This window comes from Streptomyces spinosus (assembly GCF_020400655.1).
Taxonomy (GTDB): domain Bacteria; phylum Actinomycetota; class Actinomycetes; order Streptomycetales; family Streptomycetaceae; genus Streptomyces; species Streptomyces argyrophylli.
In genome coordinates this window covers 1-22,658 of record NZ_JAINRC010000026.1, presented here as the reverse complement: position 1 = coordinate 22,658, position 22,658 = coordinate 1, and the positions used below count along the sequence as shown (strand labels likewise).

15 protein-coding genes are annotated in these 22,658 nt (G+C 72.4%); 8 read left to right on the top strand and 7 right to left on the bottom strand.

From position 1 onward, the window contains the following. Positions 1-49: 49 nt before the first annotated feature. Positions 50-583, bottom strand: a complete 534-nt coding sequence (locus LG395_RS36360; RefSeq protein WP_225813229.1) for a hypothetical protein — start codon at positions 581-583, stop codon at positions 50-52. A gap of 421 nt (positions 584-1,004) precedes the next feature. Here LG395_RS36360 and LG395_RS36355 point away from each other — a divergent pair, with 421 nt between their 5' ends. From LG395_RS36355 to LG395_RS36335, 5 genes are read left to right on the top strand one after another with little or no spacing between them, the layout of a single operon-like run. Next, positions 1,005-3,863: a nitrate- and nitrite sensing domain-containing protein gene (locus tag LG395_RS36355; protein WP_225813228.1), complete on the top strand. Its 2,859-nt coding sequence runs from the start codon at positions 1,005-1,007 to the stop codon at positions 3,861-3,863. Further along, entirely contained in the window at positions 3,860-4,294 is a 435-nt protein-coding gene (locus LG395_RS36350) for a roadblock/LC7 domain-containing protein (protein ID WP_225813226.1), read from the top strand. Before LG395_RS36355 ends, LG395_RS36350 begins: the two co-directional genes overlap by 4 nt. Positions 4,295-4,303: 9 nt before the next feature. Next, entirely contained in the window at positions 4,304-4,699 is a 396-nt protein-coding gene (locus tag LG395_RS36345) for a DUF742 domain-containing protein (RefSeq protein ID WP_171158294.1), read from the top strand. Between the two features lie 24 nt (positions 4,700-4,723). Beyond that, positions 4,724-8,362 carry a hydantoinase B/oxoprolinase family protein gene (locus LG395_RS36340; protein ID WP_225813224.1) on the top strand — a complete coding sequence of 1,213 codons (3,639 nt, stop codon included), beginning with the start codon at positions 4,724-4,726 and terminating at the stop codon, positions 8,360-8,362. Next, a complete protein-coding gene (locus LG395_RS36335; RefSeq protein ID WP_225813222.1) occupies positions 8,343-8,948 on the top strand; it encodes a GTP-binding protein in 606 nt (201 codons plus the stop codon). Before LG395_RS36340 ends, LG395_RS36335 begins: the two co-directional genes overlap by 20 nt. 102 nt (positions 8,949-9,050) lie before the next feature. On the opposite strand, the gene glpK is transcribed toward LG395_RS36335, so the two are convergent. The 3 genes from glpK to LG395_RS36320 all read right to left on the bottom strand — a co-directional run bounded on the left by glpK (position 9,051) and on the right by LG395_RS36320 (position 13,403). Then, entirely contained in the window at positions 9,051-10,571 is a 1,521-nt protein-coding gene (gene glpK / locus LG395_RS36330) for a glycerol kinase GlpK (RefSeq protein ID WP_225813220.1), read from the bottom strand. Positions 10,572-10,653: 82 nt separating this feature from the next. Beyond that, positions 10,654-11,403: an MIP/aquaporin family protein gene (locus LG395_RS36325; protein WP_225813213.1), complete on the bottom strand. Its 750-nt coding sequence runs from the start codon at positions 11,401-11,403 to the stop codon at positions 10,654-10,656. A 347-nt stretch (positions 11,404-11,750) separates the two neighbouring features. Further along, complete coding sequence (locus LG395_RS36320) at positions 11,751-13,403, bottom strand: GGDEF domain-containing protein (protein ID WP_225813212.1); 1,653 nt, start codon at positions 13,401-13,403, stop codon at positions 11,751-11,753. 425 nt (positions 13,404-13,828) lie between these two features. Here LG395_RS36320 and LG395_RS36315 point away from each other — a divergent pair, with 425 nt between their 5' ends. After that, a complete protein-coding gene (locus LG395_RS36315) occupies positions 13,829-14,365 on the top strand; it encodes an NUDIX domain-containing protein (RefSeq protein ID WP_171158306.1) in 537 nt (178 codons plus the stop codon). A gap of 60 nt (positions 14,366-14,425) precedes the next feature. Here the strand turns inward: LG395_RS36315 and LG395_RS36310 are convergent, their stop codons facing one another. Continuing rightward, positions 14,426-16,786, bottom strand: coding sequence for a glycoside hydrolase family 31 protein (locus LG395_RS36310; protein ID WP_225813211.1), 2,361 nt, complete (start codon positions 16,784-16,786; stop codon positions 14,426-14,428). A 215-nt stretch (positions 16,787-17,001) separates the two neighbouring features. On the opposite strand from LG395_RS36310, the gene LG395_RS36305 reads away from it, so the two are divergent. Together LG395_RS36305 and LG395_RS36300 are read left to right on the top strand one after the other, a co-directional pair. Beyond that, positions 17,002-18,969 carry an acetoacetate--CoA ligase gene (locus LG395_RS36305; protein WP_225813210.1) on the top strand — a complete coding sequence of 656 codons (1,968 nt, stop codon included), beginning with the start codon at positions 17,002-17,004 and terminating at the stop codon, positions 18,967-18,969. A gap of 163 nt (positions 18,970-19,132) precedes the next feature. Then, positions 19,133-20,026 (top strand): DUF8829 domain-containing protein, encoded by an 894-nt coding sequence (locus tag LG395_RS36300; protein WP_171158311.1) that lies wholly within the window; start codon positions 19,133-19,135, stop codon positions 20,024-20,026. Positions 20,027-20,137: 111 nt separating this feature from the next. Here the strand turns inward: LG395_RS36300 and ptsP are convergent, their stop codons facing one another. Together ptsP and LG395_RS36290 are read right to left on the bottom strand one after the other, a co-directional pair. Further along, complete coding sequence (ptsP, locus tag LG395_RS36295) at positions 20,138-21,808, bottom strand: phosphoenolpyruvate--protein phosphotransferase (RefSeq protein ID WP_225813209.1); 1,671 nt, start codon at positions 21,806-21,808, stop codon at positions 20,138-20,140. 79 nt (positions 21,809-21,887) lie between these two features. Then, a complete protein-coding gene (locus LG395_RS36290; RefSeq protein WP_171158315.1) occupies positions 21,888-22,337 on the bottom strand; it encodes a PTS sugar transporter subunit IIA in 450 nt (149 codons plus the stop codon). Between the last annotated feature and the right edge of the window lie 321 nt (positions 22,338-22,658).

Sequence of the window (22,658 nt, the reverse complement as noted above, 5' to 3'; positions counted from 1 at the left end):
GACTCCGGTGAGACCGACCGCCTGCGGTCCGAACGCCGTCCGTCAGGCGTCAGGAGTGCGACAGCCGCCCCGCGCCGCCGGTCCGGCGTATCCGCTCCTGGTCGCCCACGCTCACCCGCTCCTGGCGCCGGCGGGCTCGCCGCTCCCGGCGCAGGGCCCGGGCCGTGCTGCTCGGTTCGGAGACCACGCCGTACCGCTGGTTCCACACCTGGCGGGTGACCCACACGTCGACCACGGCCCAGGTGGCCACCACCGTGCTGGCCACCCCGCTGATCACCATGGGGAACGCCAGCCAGGACCCGGCCAGCGTGCACAGGAACGCCACCATCGCCTGGATCAGCGTCACGGATATGACGAGGACCGCCCGCACCGCCGCCCTGCGCACCGGATCGGGCAACGGATGCCGGCGCGCGGGCTCCTCGACCCACAACGGGCGGTAGTCCTGCCGCGGTTCGTCACCGCCGCGCCCCGCGGAACGCTCCGTCCCCGATATGTCCCGATCCGGCGCCTGCTTGTGCCGCCGCGCCTGCGAGCGCTCCGCCACACTCTCCCCGGGCGCCCCGCGCCGCTCAGCCGTGCCCATCACCGTGTCACTCCCCACCGCCGGCCAACCGTTCGCCCCGGCATCCGAAGACCCCGACTCCCCAGTGGCTGCCCGGCTTGCGCTGTTTTACGCCGCCGGAGCGCGGGATGCAGCTCACCTGTGGCCCATTCCGCCCCCGTCTCCCATGGAGAAGGACGCACGAGATCCCCCGAAGATTCCCAACGGGCGAAAAATTCCGGCCAACCGCCCGGCCGTGCGCCGGTCATGCGCACGGCGTGGGTGTCCGGATCGTGGTGGCGATCTCCCCCCATGCCCGGACAACTCGCCATGTCTGGCAGCCGGTACGGAAGTTCGCCCTCCGGACATGTCTTCGAGTTAACTGTGAGGCGGTAGTAGGCTCGCGCCGTTTGTTGACGGACATGAGCACCCCCGGCCGGCGGGGGTCGAGCTGGGGGAGGCCATGCGCTTTCGCGGGAAGTCGATCCGCCGGAAGATCGTGGCGCTGCTTCTCGTGCCGCTGGTGTCCCTGACCGCCGTCTGGGGCTTCGCCACCGTGCTCACGGGGCGCGAGGTCACCCAGCTGTTCCGCGTGACCGACATCGTCGAGGACATCGGCTACCCCACCGAGGATACCGTTCGCGCCCTGCAGCAGGAGCGCCGCCAGACCCTCGTCTACCTCGCCGACCCGCGGGCCTCCGAGGCCCTTTCGGCGCTGCGCCGCACCCGCACCGCGACCGACCGGGTGATCGCCACCGTCCGCCGGAACGCCGAGGACGAGGACATCCGGGACGGCGTGGACGTGGACGACGGCGAACACCTCACCGCTCTCCTGGACGCCCTGGACGGTATCGGTCCCCTGCGCCGCAGCGTCGAGGCAGGCACCCTCACCCGCGCCCAGGCGTTCGACCTCTACAACCGCCTCGTGGACCCCTGCTTCGCGCTCCTCGCGTCCCTCGACGGCCTGGACGACGTCGAACTCGACAAACAGGCCCGCGCCCTGGTGAACGTCACCCGCGCCCGCGAGCTGCTCTCCCGCGAGGACGCCCTGCTCGGCTCCTCCCTCGTCGTCGGCCGGCTCACCCGCGACGAGACCCACGACATCTCCGACCTCGTCGCCCAGCGCACCCTCCTGTACGACATCAGCCTCCCCCTGCTGCCCGCAGCGGAGCGCGACCGCTACGAACGCTTCTGGAAGAACGCCACCACCGCCACGCTGCGGGGAGCCGAACGGACCGTCATCGCCTCGGACGCCGGCACCCCCGGCGAGGTCACCGCCAAGAGCTGGGACTCCTCAGCGGCGACCGTCCTGGACGAACTCGGCACCCTGGACGACCAGGTGGGCGACCGCTTCGAGGACCGTATGCGCCCGGTGGCCATCGGCGTCATCGTGCAGGCGGCAGTCGCCGGCGCCCTCGGCCTGGTCGCGCTCCTGCTCTCCGTCGTGCTCTCCATCCGGGTCGGCCGCGCCCTCATCCGCGACCTGCGCCAGCTGCGCCTGGAGGCGCACGACGCGTCCGGTGTCCGGCTGCCCAGCGTGATGCGCCGGCTGTCGGCGGGCGAACAGGTCGACGTCGAGACCGAGGTCCCGCGCCTGGAGTACGACAAGAACGAGATCGGCGAGGTCGGGCAGGCCCTCAACACCCTGCAGCGCGCGGCGGTCGAGGCCGCCGTCAAACAGGCCGAGCTGCGGGCCGGCGTCTCCGAGGTCTTCGTCAACCTCGCCCGACGCAGCCAGGTGCTGCTGCACAAGCAGCTCACCCTGCTCGACAGCATGGAGCGCCGGACCGAGGACACCGACGAACTCGCCGACCTGTTCCGCCTGGACCACCTAACCACCCGCATGCGCCGGCACGCCGAGGGCCTCGTGATCCTCTCCGGGGCCGCGCCCTCCCGGCAGTGGCGCCGGCCCGTGCAGCTGATGGACGTGGTCCGCGCCGCCGTCGCCGAGGTCGAGGACTACGAGCGCATCGAGGTCCGGCGCCTGCCGCGGGTGGCCGTCACCGGGCCGGCCGTGGCCGACCTCACCCACCTCGTGGCCGAACTCCTGGAGAACGCCACCGTCTTCTCGCCCCCGCACACCGCAGTCCAGGTCCTCGGCGAGCGGGTCGCCAACGGATTCACCCTGGAGATCCACGACCGGGGTCTCGGTATGACGGCCGAGGCACTCCTGGACGCCAACCTGCGCCTCGCCGAGACACCCGAGTTCGAACTCTCCGACACCGACCGGCTCGGACTCTTCGTGGTCAGCCGCCTCGCCCAGCGCCAGAACGTGCGGGTCTCCCTCCAGCCGTCGCCGTACGGCGGCACCACCGCCGTGGTGTTCATCCCCGACGCGCTGCTCACCGACGACGTGCCGGACACCAACGGCGTCGGATTCCGGCTCGACCGGAACCGTCCGGCGAAGGGTGCCGAGCAGGCGCTGGGCCGCGGTGCCGGACGGTCCCCGGCCCCGCTGCAACTGCCCGGCCTGCCGACCTCCCTGCTGGACGGCCCGGTGGAGCTGGAGGCGCCCGTCGATCTCGACACGCTGGACGACTTCCCCGGCGCCCTCCCGGACGACGACAGCGAGCGCGGCGGTCTGTTCCGCCCGCGCAGGATCCGCCCGGACGACGAGGAGCAGGCAGCCACCCCGCCGGCCGGCCACCCGCCGCACGGCGGCACCCCGGAACACGGGGCCGTACCGCTGCCCCGGCGGCAGACACCCAAGCTCGTCAGCTCGCACGGCAAGCCCGTCACCGGCCAGCGGCCCCGCCGCGGCGAACCGGATCCCGGGCCCTCGGCCGTCACGCGCCGCGCCGACACGGACGGACCGGCCCCGCTGCCCACCCGCCGCCGCATGTCCTCCCGGGGGCCCGCCGCACGCACCGACCCCGCCGAGGACGGCACCGCGACGCCGGCCGGGAGCACCGCAGCGGCTTCCGGGGCTCCGGCGCTGCCCAGGCGCACCCGGACCGAGACCCCGTCCGGCACCCGCGGCCCGGAGGACACCGCACCTCCCCGCCCCGGCACCGGCGGCCCGGCGGACACAGCCCCGCCCCGCTCCGGTACCGCCGCACCCGACACTGCCCCGGCACCGCAGCCGGGCACCGGGCCGCTGCCCCGGCGCGTACGCCAGGCGAGCCTGGCACCCCAGCTCAAGCACGGCACCGACCGGCGCGACGAGCGCGCCACGGATCCCGCCGACCGCGACGCCGAAGAGGTCCGCAGCCGCATGGCCTCGCTCCAGCGCGGCTGGCAGCGCGGCCGCGAGGAGAACGCCGCGGGCGACGAGGCCCGAACCGGCACAGCACAAGGAACGACTAAGGGGGACGGTCGATGACCGCACCGAAGGCGACCGGCCACACGGCGACGGACAAGGGGGAGCTGAACTGGCTCCTGGACGATCTGGTCGACCGGGTCGCCAGCATCCGCAAGGCCGTCATCCTGTCCGGCGACGGGCTGGCCACGGGGGTGTCCAAGGACCTGACCAGGGAGGACAGCGAGCATCTGGCCGCCGTGGCGTCCGGCTTCCACAGCCTCGCCAAGGGCGTCGGCCGCCATTTCGAGGCGGGCAGTGTCCGGCAGACGGTGGTCGAGCTGGACGACGCCTTCCTCTTCGTCACCGCCGCCGGGGACGGCAGCTGCCTCGCCGTCCTCTCGGACGCCGACTCCGACGTCGGGCAGGTCGCCTACGAGATGACGCTCCTGGTGAAGCGGGTCGGCGTCCATCTGGGTACCGCCCCGCGCACCGATCTGCCCGCAGGCGGGTAGTGGGATGACATGAGCGCAGACGGTCAGGCAAGAAACCACTGGTTCGACGACGAGGCCGGCCCGGTCGTCCGTCCGTACGCCATGACGCGTGGCCGCACCACGAGCGAGGGTCAGCACCGCCTCGACCTGATCGCGGTGGTCGTCACGGAGCCGGACACGGGCGACCCGGACTCGGACCCGACGCTGTCCCCCGAACACGTGGAGATCGTCGGGCTCTGCCGGGACGTGCCCCAGTCGGTCGCCGAACTGGCCGCGGAACTCGACCTGCCCATCGGCGTCGTCCGCGTCCTCATCGGCGACCTGGTGCACGCCGAACTCGTCCACGTGACGCGTCCGGTCCCCCCGGCCGAGCTGCCGGACGAGAGTGTTCTGCGCGACGTGATCAACGGCCTCCGGGCGCTGTGACCGGCGCGGAAGCGAGGTGGTGACGTGACTGGCTGGCAGTTCTGGGTCGACCGGGGCGGCACCTTCACCGACATCGTCGCGCGCCGTCCGGACGGCCGGTTGCTCACGCACAAGCTGCTGTCCGACAACCCGGCGCGGTACTCCGACGCGGCGGTCGCCGGCGTACGCGCACTCCTCAGCGGCTCCCGGGAGCCCGTCGAGGCCGTCCGCATGGGCACCACGGTCGCCACCAACGCCCTGCTGGAACGCAGGGGAGAGCGCACCCTCCTCGTCGTCACCCGCGGCTTCCGCGACGCCCTGGGCATCGCCTACCAGAACCGCCCCCACATCTTCGCCCGCCGCATCGAGCTGCCGGAGCTGCTCCACGAACGGGTCGTGGAGGTGGACGAACGCATCGCCGCCGACGGCACCGTCCTGCGCGCGCCCGACCTGGACGCCCTGGAGGGTCCGCTGCGGGAGGCGTACGACGACGGCATCCGCGCGGTCGCCGTCGTCTGCCTGCACAGCCATCTCCACCCCGCCCACGAACGCGCCGTCGGCGAACTCGCCGCCCGCGTCGGCTTCCCGCAGATCTCGCTGTCCAGCGAGGTCAGCCCCCTGATGAAGCTCGTCCCGCGCGGGGACACCACCGTCGTGGACGCGTACCTCTCGCCCGTGCTCCGCCGCTACGTGCGGCACATCGCCGACGAACTGCGCGGCGTACGGCTGATGTTCATGCAGTCCAACGGCGGACTGACCGAGGCCGGACAGTTCCGCGGCAAGGACGCCGTCCTCTCCGGACCGGCCGGTGGCATCGTGGGCATGGCCCGCATGTCGCAACGCGCCGGCTTCGACCGCGTCATCGGCTTCGACATGGGCGGCACCTCCACCGACGTCTCGCACTTCGCCGGTGCGTACGAGCGGGTCTTCACCACCCAGATCGCGGGCGTCCGGCTGCGGGCACCCATGCTGGATATCCACACCGTCGCCGCCGGCGGCGGCTCCGTCCTCCACTTCGACGGCTCCCGCTACCGGGTGGGCCCCGACTCGGCCGGCGCCGCCCCCGGTCCCGCCTGCTACCGCGCGGGAGGCCCGCTCACCGTCACCGACGCCAACGTCATGCTCGGCCGCGTCCAGCCCGCTCACTTCCCGAGCGTGTTCGGTCCCGGTGGAGACCAGCCGCTGGACGCCGCCCTCGTCCGTGACCGGTTCACCGCCCTCGCGCGCGAGATCCACGAGCGCACCGGTGACGACCGCACTCCGGAACAGGTGGCCGAGGGTTACCTGAGGATCGCCGTGGCCAACATCGCCAACGCCGTGAAGCGGATCTCCGTCCAGAAGGGCCACGACGTCACCCGCTACGCCCTGACGACCTTCGGCGGGGCGGGCGGCCAGCACGCGTGCCGGGTCGCCGACTCGCTCGGCATCCGCACCGTCCTCGTGCCCCCCATGGCCGGCCTGCTCTCCGCGCTCGGCATCGGCCTCGCCGACACCACGGCCATGCGCGAGCACTCCGTGGAAGCGCCCCTGGAAGCGGCCTCCATGCCCGGTATCAATAGGACGGCCGACGATCTGGAGGCCGCCGCGCGGGCCGAACTCGTCGCCGAGGAGGTCCCGGAGGACCGCATCCGGGTCACCCGCCGCGCCCAGCTCCGCTACGACGGCACCGACACCGCCCTCACCGTCGAACTGGCCGGGCCCGACGCCATGCGGAACGCCTTCGAGGAACGTCATCGCGCCACGTACTCCTTCACCCTCGACCGCCCGGTCGTCGTGGAAGCCCTCTCCGTCGAAGCCACCGGCATCACCGCACCCCCCGATCTCTCCGCCCTCGCCCCGTACGAGGGCCGTGCCCAGACGCCCGGTACCGTCCCTCTCCACACCGGCGGAGCCTGGCGCGAGGTACCCCTCCACCGCCGGGAGGCCCTTCCTCCCGGCGAGACCGTCACCGGTCCGGCGGTCATCACCGAGGCCGGGGCCACGACCGTCGTCGACGACGGCTGGCGGGCCGCCGCCACCGATGACGGACATCTGCTCATGGAACGCACGACGGTCACGCAGAGTTCCGACGCGGACACGGAATCCGATCCCGTCCTGCTCGAGGTCTTCAACAACCTCTTCATGTCGATCGCCGAACAGATGGGCGCGCGACTGGAGTCCACGGCCCAGTCCGTCAACATCAAGGAGCGGCTGGACTTCTCCTGCGCGCTGTTCGACCCGGACGGAAACCTGGTGGCCAACGCCCCCCACATCCCCGTCCACCTGGGGTCCATGGGCACCAGCGTCAAAGAGGTCATCCGCAGGCGCGGCTCCGCCATGCGGCCGGGCGACACCTACGCCGTCAACGACCCCTACCACGGCGGCACGCACCTGCCCGACGTCACCGTGATCACCCCCGTCTTCGACACCGACGTGGCCGCGGACACGCTCAGTGAACCACGGGTCCTCTTCCACGTCGCCTCACGCGGTCACCACGCCGAGATCGGCGGCATCGCCCCGGGCTCCATGCCGGCCCACAGCCGCACCACCGAGGAGGAGGGCGTCCTCTTCGACAACTGGCTCCTCACCGAGGACGGCCGCTTCCGGGAGGAGGAGACCCGCCGCCTCCTCACCGAGGCGCCGTACCCGTCCCGCAACCCGCGCACCAACCTCGCCGACCTGCGCGCCCAGATCGCCGCCAACCAGAAGGGCGTCGACGAGGTGCGGCGCATGATCGAGGAGTTCGGCCTCGACGTCGTCCAGGCCTACATGCGGCACGTCCAGGACAACGCCGAGGAGGCCGTCCGCCGGGTCATCGACGCCCTGGACGACGGCGAGTACGCCTACGAGACCGACTCCGGGGCCGTCATCCGCGTCCGCGTCCGCGTCGACCGCACCGAGCGCCGGGCGACGATCGACTTCACCGGCACCTCTGCACAGCTCACCACCAACTTCAACGCGCCCTTCGCGGTGGTCGGCGCCGCCGTCCTGTACGTCTTCCGCACGCTCGTCGCCGATGACATCCCGCTCAACGACGGTTGTCTGCGCCCGCTGGACATCATCGTGCCCCCGGGTTCGATGCTCGCCCCCGAGCCGCCCGCGGCCGTGGTCGCGGGCAACGTGGAGACCTCCCAGGCCATCACCGGCGCCCTCTACGCCGCGCTCGGCGTCCAGGCCGAGGGCTCCGGCACCATGAACAACGTCACCTTCGGCAACGAACGGCACCAGTACTACGAAACCGTCGCCTCCGGATCCGGCGCCGGCGACGGTTTCCCGGGCGCCGACGTGGTCCAGACCCACATGACCAACTCCCGGCTCACGGACCCCGAAGTCCTGGAATGGCGGCTACCGGTCCGGCTGGAGGAGTTCGCCGTCCGCCGGGGGAGCGGCGGTGCCGGGCGGTGGCGCGGCGGCGACGGAGCCGTGCGCCGGATCCGCTTCCTCGAACCGATGACCGTCTCCACGCTCTCCCAGCACCGCCGCGTGCCGCCGTACGGCATGGCGGGCGGCGGTCCCGGAGCACTCGGCGCCAACCGGGTGGAGCACGCCGACGGCACGGTCACCGACCTCGGCGCGAGCGGCTCGGCCGACGTCGGCCCGGGCGACGTACTCGTCATCGAAACCCCCGGGGGCGGCGGCTACGGCCCACCGTCCCCGCACCCCCGTCAAGCAGGAGAAGAGATCGATGATCTTCGGGCGTTCTGAGCGTGGCAAGGCTCCGGTGGAACCCGTCACGCTCAAGATCCTCGTGGCCGGCGGCTTCGGCGTGGGCAAGACGACCCTCGTCGGCGCGGTCAGCGAGATCAGGCCGCTGCGCACCGAGGAACTGCTCACCGAGGCCGGGCGGCCCGTCGACGACACGAGCGGTGTGGAGGGCAAGCGCACCACCACGGTGGCCATGGACTTCGGCCGCATCACCCTGCGCGAGGACCTCGTGCTCTACCTCTTCGGCACGCCCGGGCAGGAACGGTTCTGGTTCATGTGGGACGAGTTGGCCGAGGGCGCGCTCGGAGCCGTGGTCCTGGCCGACACGCGCCGCCTGGAGGACTGCTTCGCCGCCGTCGACTACTTCGAGCGGCGTTCCATCCCCTTCCTCGTCGGCGTCAACTGCTTCGAGGGAGCGGCCCGCCACCCCGTGGAGTCCGTCCGTCAGGCCCTCGACCTGGACGACGACGTGCCCCTCCTGCTGTGCGACGCCCGTGACCGGGAGTCCGTCAAGGAGGTACTCGTCCAACTCGCCCAGCACGCGATGGAGTACACGGCCGGCCGCCGCGGGGCCGTCGTGCGCTGACCGCCGGCACGGCCCGTACCCCCGCCGACCGGGGTACGGGCCGTGGTCCTGTGCGGAGCGCCCACGCGCGCGTGCGGCGACTCCCCGGCTTCCTCGCCGTTGCTACTCCCCGTCCTCCTCCAGCCAGCCGAAGCTCTTCTCCACGGCCCTGCGCCAGTTCCGGTACTCGCGGTCGCGGTCCGGCGCCCGCATGCCGGGCGTCCACTCCGCGTCCTTCCGCCAGTGCGACTTCAGCTCGTCCAGCCCGTTCCACACGCCCGTGGCCAGTCCGGCCGCGTAGGCGGCGCCCAGGCACGTCGTCTCCGACACGCGGGGCCGGATCACCGGTACGCCGAGAACGTCCGCCTGGTGCTGCATGAGCAGGTCGTTCCGGGTCATGCCGCCGTCGACCTTCAGCGTGCTGATCCGCACCCCGGAGTCCTGGTACATCGCGTCCACGACCTCCCGGGTCTGCCAGCTCGTCGCCTCCAGCACCGCGCGCGCGAGGTGGGCCTTGGTGACGTACCGGGTGAGGCCGGTGACGACGCCCCGCGCGTCGGAGCGCCAGTAGGGCGCGAACAGGCCGGAGAAGGCCGGCACGATGTAGGCGCCGCCGTTGTCGTCGACGCTCGCCGCCAGGGTCTCGATCTCGTCGGCGGTCCGGATGATCCCGAGCTGGTCGCGGAACCACTGCACCAGCGCGCCCGTTATCGCTATGGACCCCTCCAGGCAGTACACCGGCACCTCCCCGCCGATCTTGTAGCCCACCGTCGTCAGCAGTCCGTTCTTCGACGGCACCGGCCGGTCGCCGGTGTTCAGCAGCAGGAAGCTGCCGGTGCCGTAGGTGTTCTTCGCCGTGCCGATGTCGTAGCAGGCCTGACCGAACACGGCGGCCTGCTGGTCGCCCAGCGCGGAGGCGACGGGCACCCCGGCCAGCTGCCCGACGGCGGTCCCGTACACCTCGGCGGAGGACCTGATCTCGGGCAGTACGGCCTCGGGCACGTTCATCGCGGACAGGACGGAGGGGTCCCACTGGAGGGTGTCCAGGTTCATCAGCATGGTGCGGCCGGCGTTCGTGACGTCGGTGACGTGCCGGCCGCCGTCGGGGCCACCGGTGAGGTTCCAGATCAGCCAGGAGTCGATGGTGCCGAACGCGATCTCACCGCGCTCCGCCCGCTGCCGCAGACCGGGGACGTGGTCCAGCAGCCAGGCCGCCTTGGGCCCGGAGAAGTAGCTGGCCAGCGGCAGCCCGGTCGTCTCGCGGAAACGGTCCTGGCCGTCCGCTCCGCCCAGTTCGCCGCACAGGGCCGCGGTACGGGTGTCCTGCCAGACGATCGCGTTGTGCACGGGCTTGCCCGTGGCGCGGTCCCACAGGACCGTGGTCTCCCGCTGGTTGGTGATGCCGAGGGCGCTCAACTGGTCGGCGCGCAGTCCCGCCCGGGCGAGCGCCCCGGCCACCACGGCCTGCACCTTGGACCAGATCTCGGTGGCGTCGTGTTCCACCCAGCCGGGCCTGGGAAAGATCTGCCGGTGCTCGCGCTGGTCGACGGCGACGATCGCGCCGCCGTGGTCGAAGACGATGCAGCGGCTGGACGTGGTGCCCTGGTCGATGGCGGCGACGTACGTGCCGGCGGTGTCCGTCATGGCTGCCCCTGGGTCGCTGGGTCGGATCGCTGGTCGGAAGGACGCGTGCGGATCGTGGATCGCGGTGGCGGGAGCGGGGGGCTCAGAAGGCCGCGTTGTAGACGAGGCCGGCCAGTGCTCCGCCGATCAGCGGTCCGACGGCCGGGATCCAGGCGTACCCCCAGTCGGACCCGCCCTTGTGGGGGATCGGCAGGAAGGTGTGCACGATGCGCGGGCCGAGGTCGCGCGCCGGGTTGATGGCATAGCCGGTGGGACCGCCGAGGGAGAGGCCGATGCCCACGACCAGGAGGGAGACGATGAGCACGGTGGTGCCGGACTCGCCGAGCCCCTTGGTGAGCCCGAAGGCGAGGACCGGCAGGACGAGCGCGACGGTCGCGATGATTTCGGTGAGCAGGTTGGCGACCGGGTTCCTGATCTCCGGAACAGTGGAGAAGATGCCGAGGGTCGGCACGGGTTCGCCCGCGGTGCCGTCCGTGGTGCCTCCGGTGCGCACGTTGGCCTGGAACTGGGCGAGGTAGACGAGGTAGACCAGCACGGCGCCGAGCATGGCGCCGACGAACTGCCCGAGCAGGTACACCCAGACCTTGCCCCACGCGCCGGTGTCCACCGCGATGCCGAGGGTGACGGCGGGGTTGAGCTGACCGCCGGAGAGGGGAGCGGCGGTGTACGCGCCCGCGAGGACGCCGAAGCCCCAGCCGAACGCGATCACGATCCAGCCCGAGGCGCGTGCCTTGGAGTACCTGAGGGTGACGGCGGCGCAGACGCCCGCGCCGAACAGGATCAGGATCGCGGTGCCGATGACCTCGCCGACGAATATGTCTCCGTTGCTCATGGCGGCTCCCTTGGCGCCGGCGGGGGCGATCGGCCCCCTGCCTGAAGGGCAGGACGGTTCCCTTGGCGACTTCAGCCGGAAGGCAGGGAGGGCCCCGCGCCCCGCCCGGCGTCGGTGACGAGCGTGCCGTCGCAGCCGGACCGCCCTCGAGCACCGGGCCGTGAACAGGACAGACCCGTGCCGCGGTGCCTGATAACGCCGAGAATGTACGGCGATGTCGGCTGACACCGGGAAGTGTTCACCGGCGCCCCGGGGGCGTCAAGGTTGCGGGCGACGACGGTGACACGGGCGCTGCGCCGGCCTCGGCGGAGCGCCCGTGCCGCAACGGACGTGGACGGGTGGGTTGTTCACCACCGTGGCTCGGCGGTCGCGTAGCCGGCCCCTGACGGGGCAGCGCCCGGGCCGCCGCGCAGGATCTCGTGGCCGGGGAGCCCGGCGCGCCCGAGCACCCAGCTCCCGCCGTTCAGCGCCTTGGCGGCCTGCTTCAGCGGGGCCAGCTCGGCGGCGGCCTGGTGATGGTCGCTCACGCTGCCCGGGCCGCAGACGACCGTGGCCAGGGAGAGCGTGACCGGCCGGCCGCCCGCCGCCCAGGGAACGTCCAGCACGGCGGTGACCAGCGGACCGAGCGCCTGCTCGTCCGCCAGCACCAGGAAGTCGTCCCCGCCGATGTGCCCCACGCGCGCGTGCTCCGCGACCGCCTGCCGGAGCGCGTGGCCCACCGCGCGGATCAGCTCGTCCCCCGCGGCGAATCCGGCACCGTCGTTGACCTGCTTGAAGTGGTCGATGTCCAGCCAGCTGAGCGTGAACGCCCGCCCGTCGGAGATCCGCCGGTCCACCTCGCTCACGATCGCGTCCGAACCGGGCAGCCGGGTCAGCGGGTTGAGCCCGGCCGCCTCCTCCACCCGGCTCTCGGCCAAAGCCCGCACGAGGTCCGCCAGCCGTACGACGCCGACGCACCGGCCGTGTCCGTCGACCACCGCCACATCGTCGGAGGTCCGGTCCCGGCCGCCGACCGCCACCACGTCCAGCACCTGCCAGGCCGTGGCGTCGACGCCGACCGTGCGGGGGGCGTCGCCCAGTTTGAAGGCCGGCCGGTCGGCGTACAGGGCGTGCCCGTAGCGCCCCGACATCGACAGCAGGAAACGCGACCGGTGCACCGACCGGACGGGCCTGCCGTACTGGTCCACCAGCAGCACGCCGGAGACGTCCGGGGAACCGGTCAGCAGCGACCGCACCTGTCCGGCCGAGGCGGTCAGCGGCAGCACGGCGGCCGGCCGTACGAACTCCCGCACGGACGGCCCGGGGCGGGGGACGGTCCCGGCGCCGGGTGCCAGGGACGGAACGTACACGTCCGCTGCGGGAATGCGGGCAGGCGGAGCGAACAGCTCGCCCTGGGCCAGTTGCGCACCGGCCGACAGCGCCGCCGCGCACTGGAGTTCCGTCTCGACCCCCTCCACCGCGACCAGGGCGCCCAGCTCCTCGCACAGCGTGCGCATCGCCCGCACCGCGGCCGGCCGGGTGAGCAGCGAGGCGTCGAGTTTGACCAGGTCGGGGGAGAGGTCGGTGAGCAGCCTGAGCGGAACGTCCCCGTCCCCGATGCCGTCCGCGCTGATCCGGAACCCCTGCGCGCGCAGTGAGGCCACGGCCTCCAGCAGGGCCCGCTGTGGCACGTGGGTGTACGGCGGGACGATGTCGAGCGTCACCTCCCAGGCCATGCGTCCCACCGCGCGGACGGCGTCGTACAGCGGTGTCAGGCCGCCGAGGTCGGCGAGCGTGGCCGCGAACACGTTCAGGTGCAACGGCAGCAGGGTCTCCTTGCGGGCCGCGGCACGGAGCGCCGACACGGTCAGCCTGCCGTCCAGCCCGGGATCCCGGCGGGCCTCGGCCAGGATGTCCCCGGACTCCGGGCGGGCGAGTATCTCCAGTGCGGCGACCGCGCCCGTCCTCAGGTTGACCACCGGCTGGAACGCGAAGCGGAGAGTATCCGTCCAGGAGTGCACGGGAGCATGATGGCGCTGCCCCGGTACGCCCAGGCGCGGTTCACGAGACGTTCACGCAGGATTCCGGAGTGATCACGGAGAGTGGGCGGCGTCGCCGGCCCCCTCGTGGCGCAGGAGGCTCCGACTCGGCCCAGGTGGCCCCGGCGACGGAGGTGCGGAAGGTCCCCGCCCGCCGGCGCCGCCGGGGCCGCCGAGTGCGTCGCGACGTCCTGCCGAGGTCTCACCTGACGACCCGTCAGGAGCTGCTGTGACCGTCCGGAAAAGGGCAGGACGATCCGTGAACCGAACGGCGGCGCACGGCGTCGTGGTACACGAGGGGCGGCCGGGACCGACGGGGGTGATTCCGGCCGCCCCTTACGGATCCGCTCGTTTCTGATGCCTCACTAGCGGAACACGCCCCTCCCCTGATCGGATACAGTCCGCGCGTGTCCGAAACTCAGCAACCAACTGCCAACTCCGCGCCCGGCTCCCACTGTTCGAGCTGCGGGGCGTCCTATGGAGAGGGCGTTTCCGGATGGCCGCGCACCTGTCCGTCCTGCGGCACCATCGCCTACCGCAATCCGCTACCGGTCGCGATCGCCCTCCAGCCCGTGTACGACACCAAGGGCACCGCCCTCGTCGTCATCACCCGGACCGTCGCCCCCGCGCGCGGCGGCATCGCCCTGCCCGGCGGGTACATCGACGACCGCGAGGACTGGAAGCAGGCCGTCGTACGGGAACTCAAGGAAGAGACCGGCATCGAGGCGGCCGCCCGTGACGTGCGGCTCGTGGACGTCATGAGCGCACCCGACGGTCACCTGCTGCTGTTCGGTGTACTGCCGGAACGTCCGGCCGACGGACTGCCGCCCTCCGGTCCCACGGACGAGACCGAGGGCTGGCAGCTGCTGCGCAGGCCCGAGGAACTCGCCTTCCCGCTGCACACCGTGGCCGTCAAGGCATGGTTCGAGGGCCGCTACGTCTGAGCCCGCGGTCCGTCTGAGCCCGCGGTCCGTCTGAGCCCGCGGTCCGTCTGACCCCGCGGTTCAGCAGAGCCCGCGCACGCGCACCGGGTAGGGCGGTTCCGTCACGCCGTCCTCCCGGTCCCGGGTGACCACCACCCGCCCGCCGTGCCTACGGGCGACGTAGCGTTCGATCTCCGGTTCCTCCCCCCCGTCGCCCGGGTCCGCCACGACCAGGCCGGCCCCGGTGCGTCCGCGCGCGGGCGCCCACACCTCCAGCTCCAGCCCCCCGTCGGCACCCCGCACGGGCACCACCGCTCCCGCGCGCGCGAGCACCGGTATCCGGGACAGCGGCGCGTCCATCACGACCCGCCCCGGTCCCTCGTGAACCTCCTCCGTCACCGTGTCGTACCAGCGGCCCCGCGGCAGCCGCACCGCGCGCCGACGGACACCGGCGTCCAGGACGGGGGCCACCAGCAGGCCGTCGCCCAGCAGAAACGTGTCCTCACAGTCGCGCAGCGCCCGGTCCTCCGGCGCCCCCCACCACAGCGGCCGCACGTAGGGCGCGCCGGTCCGCCGGGCCAGATGCGCCAGCGTCAGGAAGTACGGCAGCAACCGCCGCCGTTCGAGCAGCGCCACGCGCGCGTGCTCCAGCACCTCGGCACCGAACTCCCAGGGCTCCCGGCGCCCCGCCCGCAGACCCGCGTGCGTGCGGAACAGCGGCAGATACGCGCCCAGCTGGAACCAGCGCAGATACAGCTCCGGCGACGGACTGCCGTCGAAACCGCCCACATCCGGACCCGAGTACGGCACCCCGCACAGTCCCAGGCCCAGCACCAGAGACAGCGACGCCCGCAGCCCCGGCCAGCCGGTCGCCACGTCCCCCGACCAGGTGCCCCCGTACCGCTGCAGCCCCGCCCAGCCGGAACGGGAGAACAGGAAGGGCCGTTCCTGCGGCGCCAGCGCGCGCAACCCCTCGTAGGCGGCCTGCGCCATGCACAACGCGTACACGTTGTGCCCTTCCCGGTGGTCGCCGCCGCGCCCCTCCAGGGCGTGCCGGGCCGAACGCGGCAGCGTCGGCTCGCCGAAGGCGCTGAACGACGTCGGCTCGTTCATGTCGTGCCAGAAGCCGGTGAAGCCCTGCTCCAGCCGCTCCTCGTACAACCCGCCCCACCACGCACGCGCGCGTGCGTCCGTGAAATCGGGAAAGACCGACTCGCCGGCCCACGCGACACCCCGCACCGTCCGGCCGTGCGCGTCCCGCACGAACGCGTCCACGGCCGTGCCGCTCTCGAACACGGCGTTGCCCGGCTCCGCCCGCACCGCCGGCTCGACGATCGACACCAGCCGGATCCCGTCCCGGCGCAGCTCCTCCGCCAGCACCGGCAGCTTGGGAAAGCGCTCCTGGTCGACCGTGAACACCTGATGGTCGTCATGGTGATCGATGTCGAGGTGCACGGCGTCCAGCGGCAGCCCGTGCTCGTGGTAGCCCGCGACGATCCGGCGTACCTCCTGCTCGCTGCCGAAGCCCCACCGCGCGTGCTGGTGGCCCAGCGCCCAGGCGGGCGGCAGGGCGGGTGCCCCGGTCAGCGAGGCCCACGTGTGCAGCACGCGCGCGGGGGTCCCCACCACCACCCAGCAGCGCAGCGGACCGCCGTCCATCCGCACCTCGCAGTGCCCCGCCCGGTCGTGCCCGGACCCGGCACCCTCCTCGCCCTCCCGCCAGACCACCGTGCCGTCCCAGCTGGTGTCGTGGAACACCAGATGAGTGCCGGCATCCGCCACCACCAGCTGCACCGGCATCGTCAGATACAGCGGATCGTCGCCGGGCCCGAACGCCCGGCCGGGATCGGTGTTCCACAGCCGGTACCTGCCGTCGCGCAGCCGGGGCCCGCCCGCGCGCCCGCCCAGGCCGAAGATCCGGGCGTCCGCGGCCACCTCCGACCGCTGCATCCACCGCGCCGCACCCCCGTCGACCGGCTCCCACCAGCGCGGCGGCAGATCCCGTCGCAGCGTCACCCCGCCCGGCGTGCACACCTGGACCGCGCCGTGCCGCGAGACCACGACGGTCGCCCGCTCGGCCACCACGCGCCAGCCGCCGTCCTTGTCCGGCTCCAGCACCGCCCGCGGATCCGGCTCGGGACCGCTGCCCGCGAGCGCGTACGACGGCTGCGGGCCGGCCCCGTCCCACCCCCAGAAGACCGCCCCGTTCACCGCCACGACGATCCGCAGCTCCGAGCGGCCGAACCGGATCAGCCCGCCACCGGGACCCGGCTCCGCGTCCCGCACCTCGCCCGGCACCCGGGCCCGCTCGGGCCCCCGCCGCGGCAGCCCGGCGGCGTCGATACGCCTCCTGCGCCACGCGGCCCGTACGGTACGCAACCCCTGCGCCGCCCTGCCCGAACCGACCACACTCACCGAACGCACCAGGTCACGACCGTCCATGCTGCTCACCCTGCCACTGAGCGCCCCACGCGCGCGTGTCGTTCAACTGCCGTTCACCCGTGCCCGGACCACATCTTCATGACGTGGACTGTGTGGAGCGCACCCTGGTGCAGAAGTCGATCACATGGCATCGTCCCTGTCAGCCGCGTCACGCGCACACCCCAGCCCGTGCGCGGACCGACGCACACGACGCGCACAGCCCGGGAGCCGCACCAATGTCGACCGCGAACCCCCAGCCGCTCTGGCAGCCCGATCCCCAGCGGATCGCCCAGGCCCGCATCACCCGGTTCCAGGCATGGGCCGCCGAACACCACGGCGCCCCGGCCGAGGGCGGATACCCGGCCCTGCACCGGTGGTCCGTCGACGAGCTGGACACCTTCTGGAAAGCCGTCACCGAGTGGTTCGACGTACGGTTCTCCACGCCCTACGCGCGCGTGCTCGGCGAGCGCACCATGCCCGGCGCCCAGTGGTTCCCGGGAGCCACCCTCAACTACGCCGAACACGCCCTGCGCGCCGCCGCCGACCGCGCCGACGAACCCGCGCTCCTGCACGTGGACGAGACGCACGAGCCACGCCCGGTGAGCTGGACCGCGCTGCGCCGCCAGGTCGGCTCCCTCGCCGCCGAACTGCGCGCCCTCGGCGTCCAACCCGGCGACCGGGTCAGCGGCTACCTGCCCAACATCCCCCAGGCCGTCGTCGCCCTCCTCGCCACGGCCGCCGTCGGCGCCGTCTGGACCTCGTGCGCCCCCGACTTCGGAGCCCGCAGCGTCCTGGACCGCTTCCAGCAGGTCGAACCCGTCGTCCTGTTCACCGTCGACGGCTACCGCTACGGCGGCAAGGAGCACGACCGCCGGGACGTCGTCGCCGAACTCCGCCGCGAGCTGCCCACCCTGCGCGCCGTCGTCCACATCCCCCTGCTCGGCACCGAGCCCCCCGAGGGAGCCCTGGAATGGGCCGCGCTGACCGCCGGGGACACCGAGCCGGTCTTCGAGCAGGTCCCGTTCGACCACCCCCTGTGGGTGCTCTACTCCTCCGGCACCACCGGCCTGCCCAAGGCCATCGTCCAGTCGCAGGGCGGCATCCTGGTCGAACACCTCAAGCAACTCGGCCTGCACTGCGACCTGGGCCCCGAGGACCGTTTCTTCTGGTACACCTCGACCGGCTGGATGATGTGGAACTTCCTCGTCTCCGGCCTGCTCACCGGAACGACGGTCGTCCTGTACGACGGCAGCCCGGGCTACCCCGACACAGGAGCCCAGTGGCGCGTCGCCGAACGCACCGGAGCCACCCTCTACGGCACATCCGCCGCCTACGTCATGGCCTGCCGCAAGGCCGGCGTGCACCCTGCCCGCGACTACGACCTGTCAAGGGTGAAGTGCGTCGCCACCACCGGCTCCCCCCTGCCGCCCGACGGCTTCCGCTGGCTGCACGACGAGGTCCGCGAGGACCTGTGGATCGCCTCCGTCAGCGGTGGCACCGACGTCTGCTCCTGCTTCGCCGGCGCCGTACCCACCCTCCCGGTGTACACCGGGGAACTCCAGGCACCCGGCCTCGGCACCGACCTGCAGTCCTGGGACCCCAGCGGGAAGCCCGTCGTCGACGAGGTCGGCGAGCTGGTCGTCACCCGTCCCATGCCGTCCATGCCGATCCACTTCTGGAACGACCCGGACGGCAGCCGCTACCACGACAGCTACTTCGACACCTACCCGGGCGTCTGGCGGCACGGCGACTGGATCACGGTCACGTCACGCGGGACCGTGATCATCCACGGCCGCTCCGACTCCACCCTCAACCGGCAGGGCGTCCGCATGGGCTCGGCCGACATCTACGAAGTCGTCGAGCGCCTGCCGGAGATCAAGGAATCCCTGGTCATCGGCATCGAGCAACCCGACGGCGGCTACTGGATGCCGCTGTTCGTGCACCTCGCACCGGGCGCCGTCCTCGACGAGGCCCTCCTGGACCGCATCAAGCAGGCCATCCGCGGGCAGCTCTCCCCGCGGCACATCCCCGACGAGATCATCGAGGTCCCCGGCGTCCCGCACACCCTCACGGGCAAGCGCATCGAGGTCCCGGTCAAACGCCTGCTTCAGGGCACCCCCCTGGAAAAGGCCGTGAACCCCGGCTCCATCGACGACCTCGCCCTGCTCGGTTTCTACGAAGAGCTCGCCCGCAAACGCGCCTGACCCCCCGGACGATCACCGTCCGCATCCGGGCCTGTGGGCGGCCCAGGCGCCGTGACCTGCGCAGACGACCTCACCACCGGACCATGACCACCGGCGGCACCGCGATTGTCAGTGCCGCCGGTTACGGTGAGTGAGTATTGATCGACCGCGCATTGGGGGATTCATGGCGCACACCGACCACCAGACCATGCGGCGCGTCCTGCGCCGCGAGATCGCCGGCACCATCGGCGTACTCACCGACGACCACGACTTCAGCGCCATGCGGCGCTACCGCAGCTTCACCTTCGACGACCACACCACCTACCTCCAGCAACTGGAGGCCGTCCTGCAGGACCGCGCCGCACAGGGCAACCACACCACGCTCGCCCTGTTCGACCCGGAGGACTACGCCGTGTACTGCGCGGACACCGGCCTCGACCCGGAGGCCCCGGCCAGCCGGACCCGCTTCACCGCGGAACTGGCGGCCACCGGCCCGACCATCCCCTACGACGGCCGCCCGCTCACCGTCCTCCTGCCCGCCCTGGTGGACGAAGCCGTACGCCAGGCCACCTGGGAGTACGCCACCACCCTCCTCACCCGCCTCGGCCCCTGCCCGACCTGCGGCGAGGACATCGGCAGGGCCGCCTTCACCCGCGCCTCCGACCTCCTCGTCCGCATCCTCGACACCGCCCCGCCCGGAGACCGGCACCTCGTCTGCACCGTGTCCGGACACCCGGACACCCTCGTCGCCGTCCTGCACGGCGACCAGGACCCCCAGGGCGCGACCCGCCTGGACGAGGCCGAAGCCCTCGAGTTCGCCGGCGTCCTCGCCCTCGGCCTCGCGACCCGCAGCCCCGGCGGACTCGTGATCCGCGTCAGCGCCGCAGGCACGCCGGACCGCGTCTACGGCTGGCGACTGCGCGGCGGCGCCCTCGAACCACTGACGGCGTCCGAAGTCTTCGACGCCTACTGCACCGACGTCGAATCCGGCGAGCCGATCTCCCCGGAGCCCGGCGTCGACTACCGCGAGCCGCCCGCCCTCGGAGAGGAGAGCACCGCCCCGCACCACCGCCACTGAGGCCCGCACCCACGACGACCGGAACGCGGCAGGGGCGCCCCGCCCGAAGGCAGGACGCCCCTGAAAGGCAGGACGCCCCTGAACCGACACCCCAGCGGGCGACCGGTACGGCTACTCGCCGGACAGCACGGCCTGAGCCGCGCCGCGCGCCTCCTCGGCACTGTCCGCGGCGCGCGCCGCCGCCGCGGCCCGCTCACACTGCGCCAGCGTGTACTTCGCCAGCGTCGCGCGGACGTACGGAATCGACGCCGCGCCCATGGACAGGGAGGTGACACCCAGACCGGTCAGCACACAGGCCAGCAGGGGATCCGACGCGGCCTCGCCGCACACCCCACAGCTCTTGCCCTCGGCCGTGGCCGCCTCGGCGGACAGCGCGACCAGGTCGAGCAGCGCCGGCTGCCATGGGTCCTGCAGACGGGACACCGCACCCACCTGCCGGTCCGCCGCGAACGTGTACTGCGCGAGGTCGTTCGTCCCCAGCGACAGGAACTCGACCTCCTGAAGGATCGAGCGCGCCCGCAGCGCGGCCGAGGGGATCTCGACCATCGCGCCGAACTTCGCCCGCAGCCCCGCCTCACGGCACGCGTCGGCGAAGGCCTTCGCGTCCTTGCGGTCCGCCACCATGGGCGCCATGACCTCCAGGTAGACGGGCAACCCCTCGGAGGCCTTCGCCAGCGCCGTCAGCTGGGTGCGCAGAACCTCGGGATGGTCGAGCAGCGTCCGCAGGCCCCGCACGCCGAGCGCCGGGTTCGGCTCGTCCGCCGGCGTCAGGAAGTCCAGTGGCTTGTCCGCACCCGCGTCGAGCACCCGCACGACCACACGGCTCTCGGGGAACGCCTCCAGCACCTGCCGGTAGGCCTCCACCTGCTTCTCCTCGGAAGGAGCGTTCTTGCTGTCGTCCAGGAACAGGAACTCGGTACGGAACAGACCGACACCCTCCGCCCCGGCCTCGACGGCCGCCGGCACATCCGCCGGCCCGCCCACGTTGGCCAGGAGCGGCACCTTGTGCCCGTCCGCGGTCACCCCCGGACCCGTCAAAGCGGCCAGGGCGGCCTTGCGCGCGGCAGCCGCGGCCTCCAGCTCCGCCTTCTTCTCCTCGCTCGGATTGACGAAGACGTCACCGGTGCTGCCGTCGACGGCGATCAGCGTGCCTTCGGCGAGCTCACCGGCACCCGGCAGCGCCACCACGGCCGGCACACCCAGTGCCCGCGCCAGAATGGCGCTGTGACTGGTCGGACCGCCCTCCTCGGTCACGAAACCGAGGACCAGCGACGGGTCGAGCAGCGCGGTGTCGGCAGGAGCCAGATCACGGGCCACGAGCACATAAGGCTGGTCGCTGTCCGGGACGCCCGGCATCGGCACGCCCAGCAGCCGGGCGACGATACGGTTCCGCACGTCGTCGAGGTCGGCCACCCGCCCGGCCAGGTACTCACCGGCACCGGCCAGCAGCTCCCGGTACGCCGCGAAGGCGTCGTACACCGCACGCTCGGCGGTGCTGCCGACGGCGATCCGCCGGTCGACGTCGGCCATCAGCTCGGGGTCCTGCGCCATCATGGCCTGGGCCTCCAGCACGGCCTGGGCCTCGCCCCCCGCCAGATTGCCGCGCGCCATCAGGTCGGCGGCCACGGCGTCCACGGCCTGCCGGGCACGTCCCTGCTCACGCTCCGCTTCCTCGGCGGGAATCTGCTTGGCCGGCGGCTCCAGGACCGCCGTGCCCATGTGCCGTACCTCGCCGATCGCCACGCCATGGCTCACGCCGACGCCTCGCAGCGTTGTCTCCATCTCACCCGTCTCCGGATAGTGCGGCGGGTCCCGCCGCCGCGGTGGTTGTCCTGTTCGCCGCCTTACGACGGCAGTGCTGTCAGTTCCAGGAGAAGAGGCTGTCGCCGACCTTCACGTCCCCGTCCTCACGGAGGTCGGAGAGGGACTCGGCAGTGGCTTCCAGCGCGACGACCGGGCACACCGGAGACTTGCCGGCGGCCTCGACCGCTGCGGGGTTCCAGCGCACGACGGCCTGGCCACGGGTCACGGTGTCGCCCTTGTTGACGAGCAGCTCGAACCCCTCGCCGTTGAGCTGGACCGTGTCGATGCCGAGATGGGTGAGCACGCCGTGCCCGCTCTCATCGACCACGACGAACGCGTGCGGATGCAGGGAGACGATGATGCCGTCGACGGGCGCCACGGCCTCGGAGATCTCACGCACGGGGTCGATCGCGGTGCCCGGGCCGACCATGGCCCCGGAGAAGACCGGATCCGGCACTGCGGCCAGTCCGATGGCACGCCCGGCAAGAGGGGACGTCACGGTGGTCATGGGAAGCCTCCCAAGGAGTGGAGCTGTTCACGGGCCGTCACTGGCAGTCCCGGACGGCGCACTGAGCAGCAGCGTATGTCATGTGAACTGGCGGTTCCGGATGGAAGCTACCAGTTAGTGGTCTAGACCACCAGCTCACCGGATTTGCATGGCCTCCAAGGCTCCGTGTACAGTCGTACTCCTGCCGGGGGGCAGTGAGGCGTGCAACCGCATCCTCCTCCGACAGCAACCAAACTCATCAGATCCTATCTCTGGATCTCCATCCGCATGCTCGCGGAGGGTCGGACAGAGAGACGGAAAAACCCTGGTAGAGTTTGAAAC

Coding starts and splice junctions, on each gene's coding strand:
- LG395_RS36325 (WP_225813213.1), bottom strand. CDS start 11,403: ATGAGCAACGGAGACATATTCGTCGGCGAGGTCATCGGCACCGCGATC.
- LG395_RS36310 (WP_225813211.1), bottom strand. CDS start 16,786: ATGGACGGTCGTGACCTGGTGCGTTCGGTGAGTGTGGTCGGTTCGGGC.
- LG395_RS36355 (WP_225813228.1), top strand. CDS start 1,005: ATGCGCTTTCGCGGGAAGTCGATCCGCCGGAAGATCGTGGCGCTGCTT.
- LG395_RS36305 (WP_225813210.1), top strand. CDS start 17,002: ATGTCGACCGCGAACCCCCAGCCGCTCTGGCAGCCCGATCCCCAGCGG.
- LG395_RS36360 (WP_225813229.1), bottom strand. CDS start 583: ATGGGCACGGCTGAGCGGCGCGGGGCGCCCGGGGAGAGTGTGGCGGAG.
- LG395_RS36345 (WP_171158294.1), top strand. CDS start 4,304: ATGAGCGCAGACGGTCAGGCAAGAAACCACTGGTTCGACGACGAGGCC.
- glpK (WP_225813220.1), bottom strand. CDS start 10,571: ATGACGGACACCGCCGGCACGTACGTCGCCGCCATCGACCAGGGCACC.
- ptsP (WP_225813209.1), bottom strand. CDS start 21,808: ATGGAGACAACGCTGCGAGGCGTCGGCGTGAGCCATGGCGTGGCGATC.
- LG395_RS36290 (WP_171158315.1), bottom strand. CDS start 22,337: ATGACCACCGTGACGTCCCCTCTTGCCGGGCGTGCCATCGGACTGGCC.
- LG395_RS36350 (WP_225813226.1), top strand. CDS start 3,860: ATGACCGCACCGAAGGCGACCGGCCACACGGCGACGGACAAGGGGGAG.
- LG395_RS36300 (WP_171158311.1), top strand. CDS start 19,133: ATGGCGCACACCGACCACCAGACCATGCGGCGCGTCCTGCGCCGCGAG.
- LG395_RS36335 (WP_225813222.1), top strand. CDS start 8,343: ATGATCTTCGGGCGTTCTGAGCGTGGCAAGGCTCCGGTGGAACCCGTC.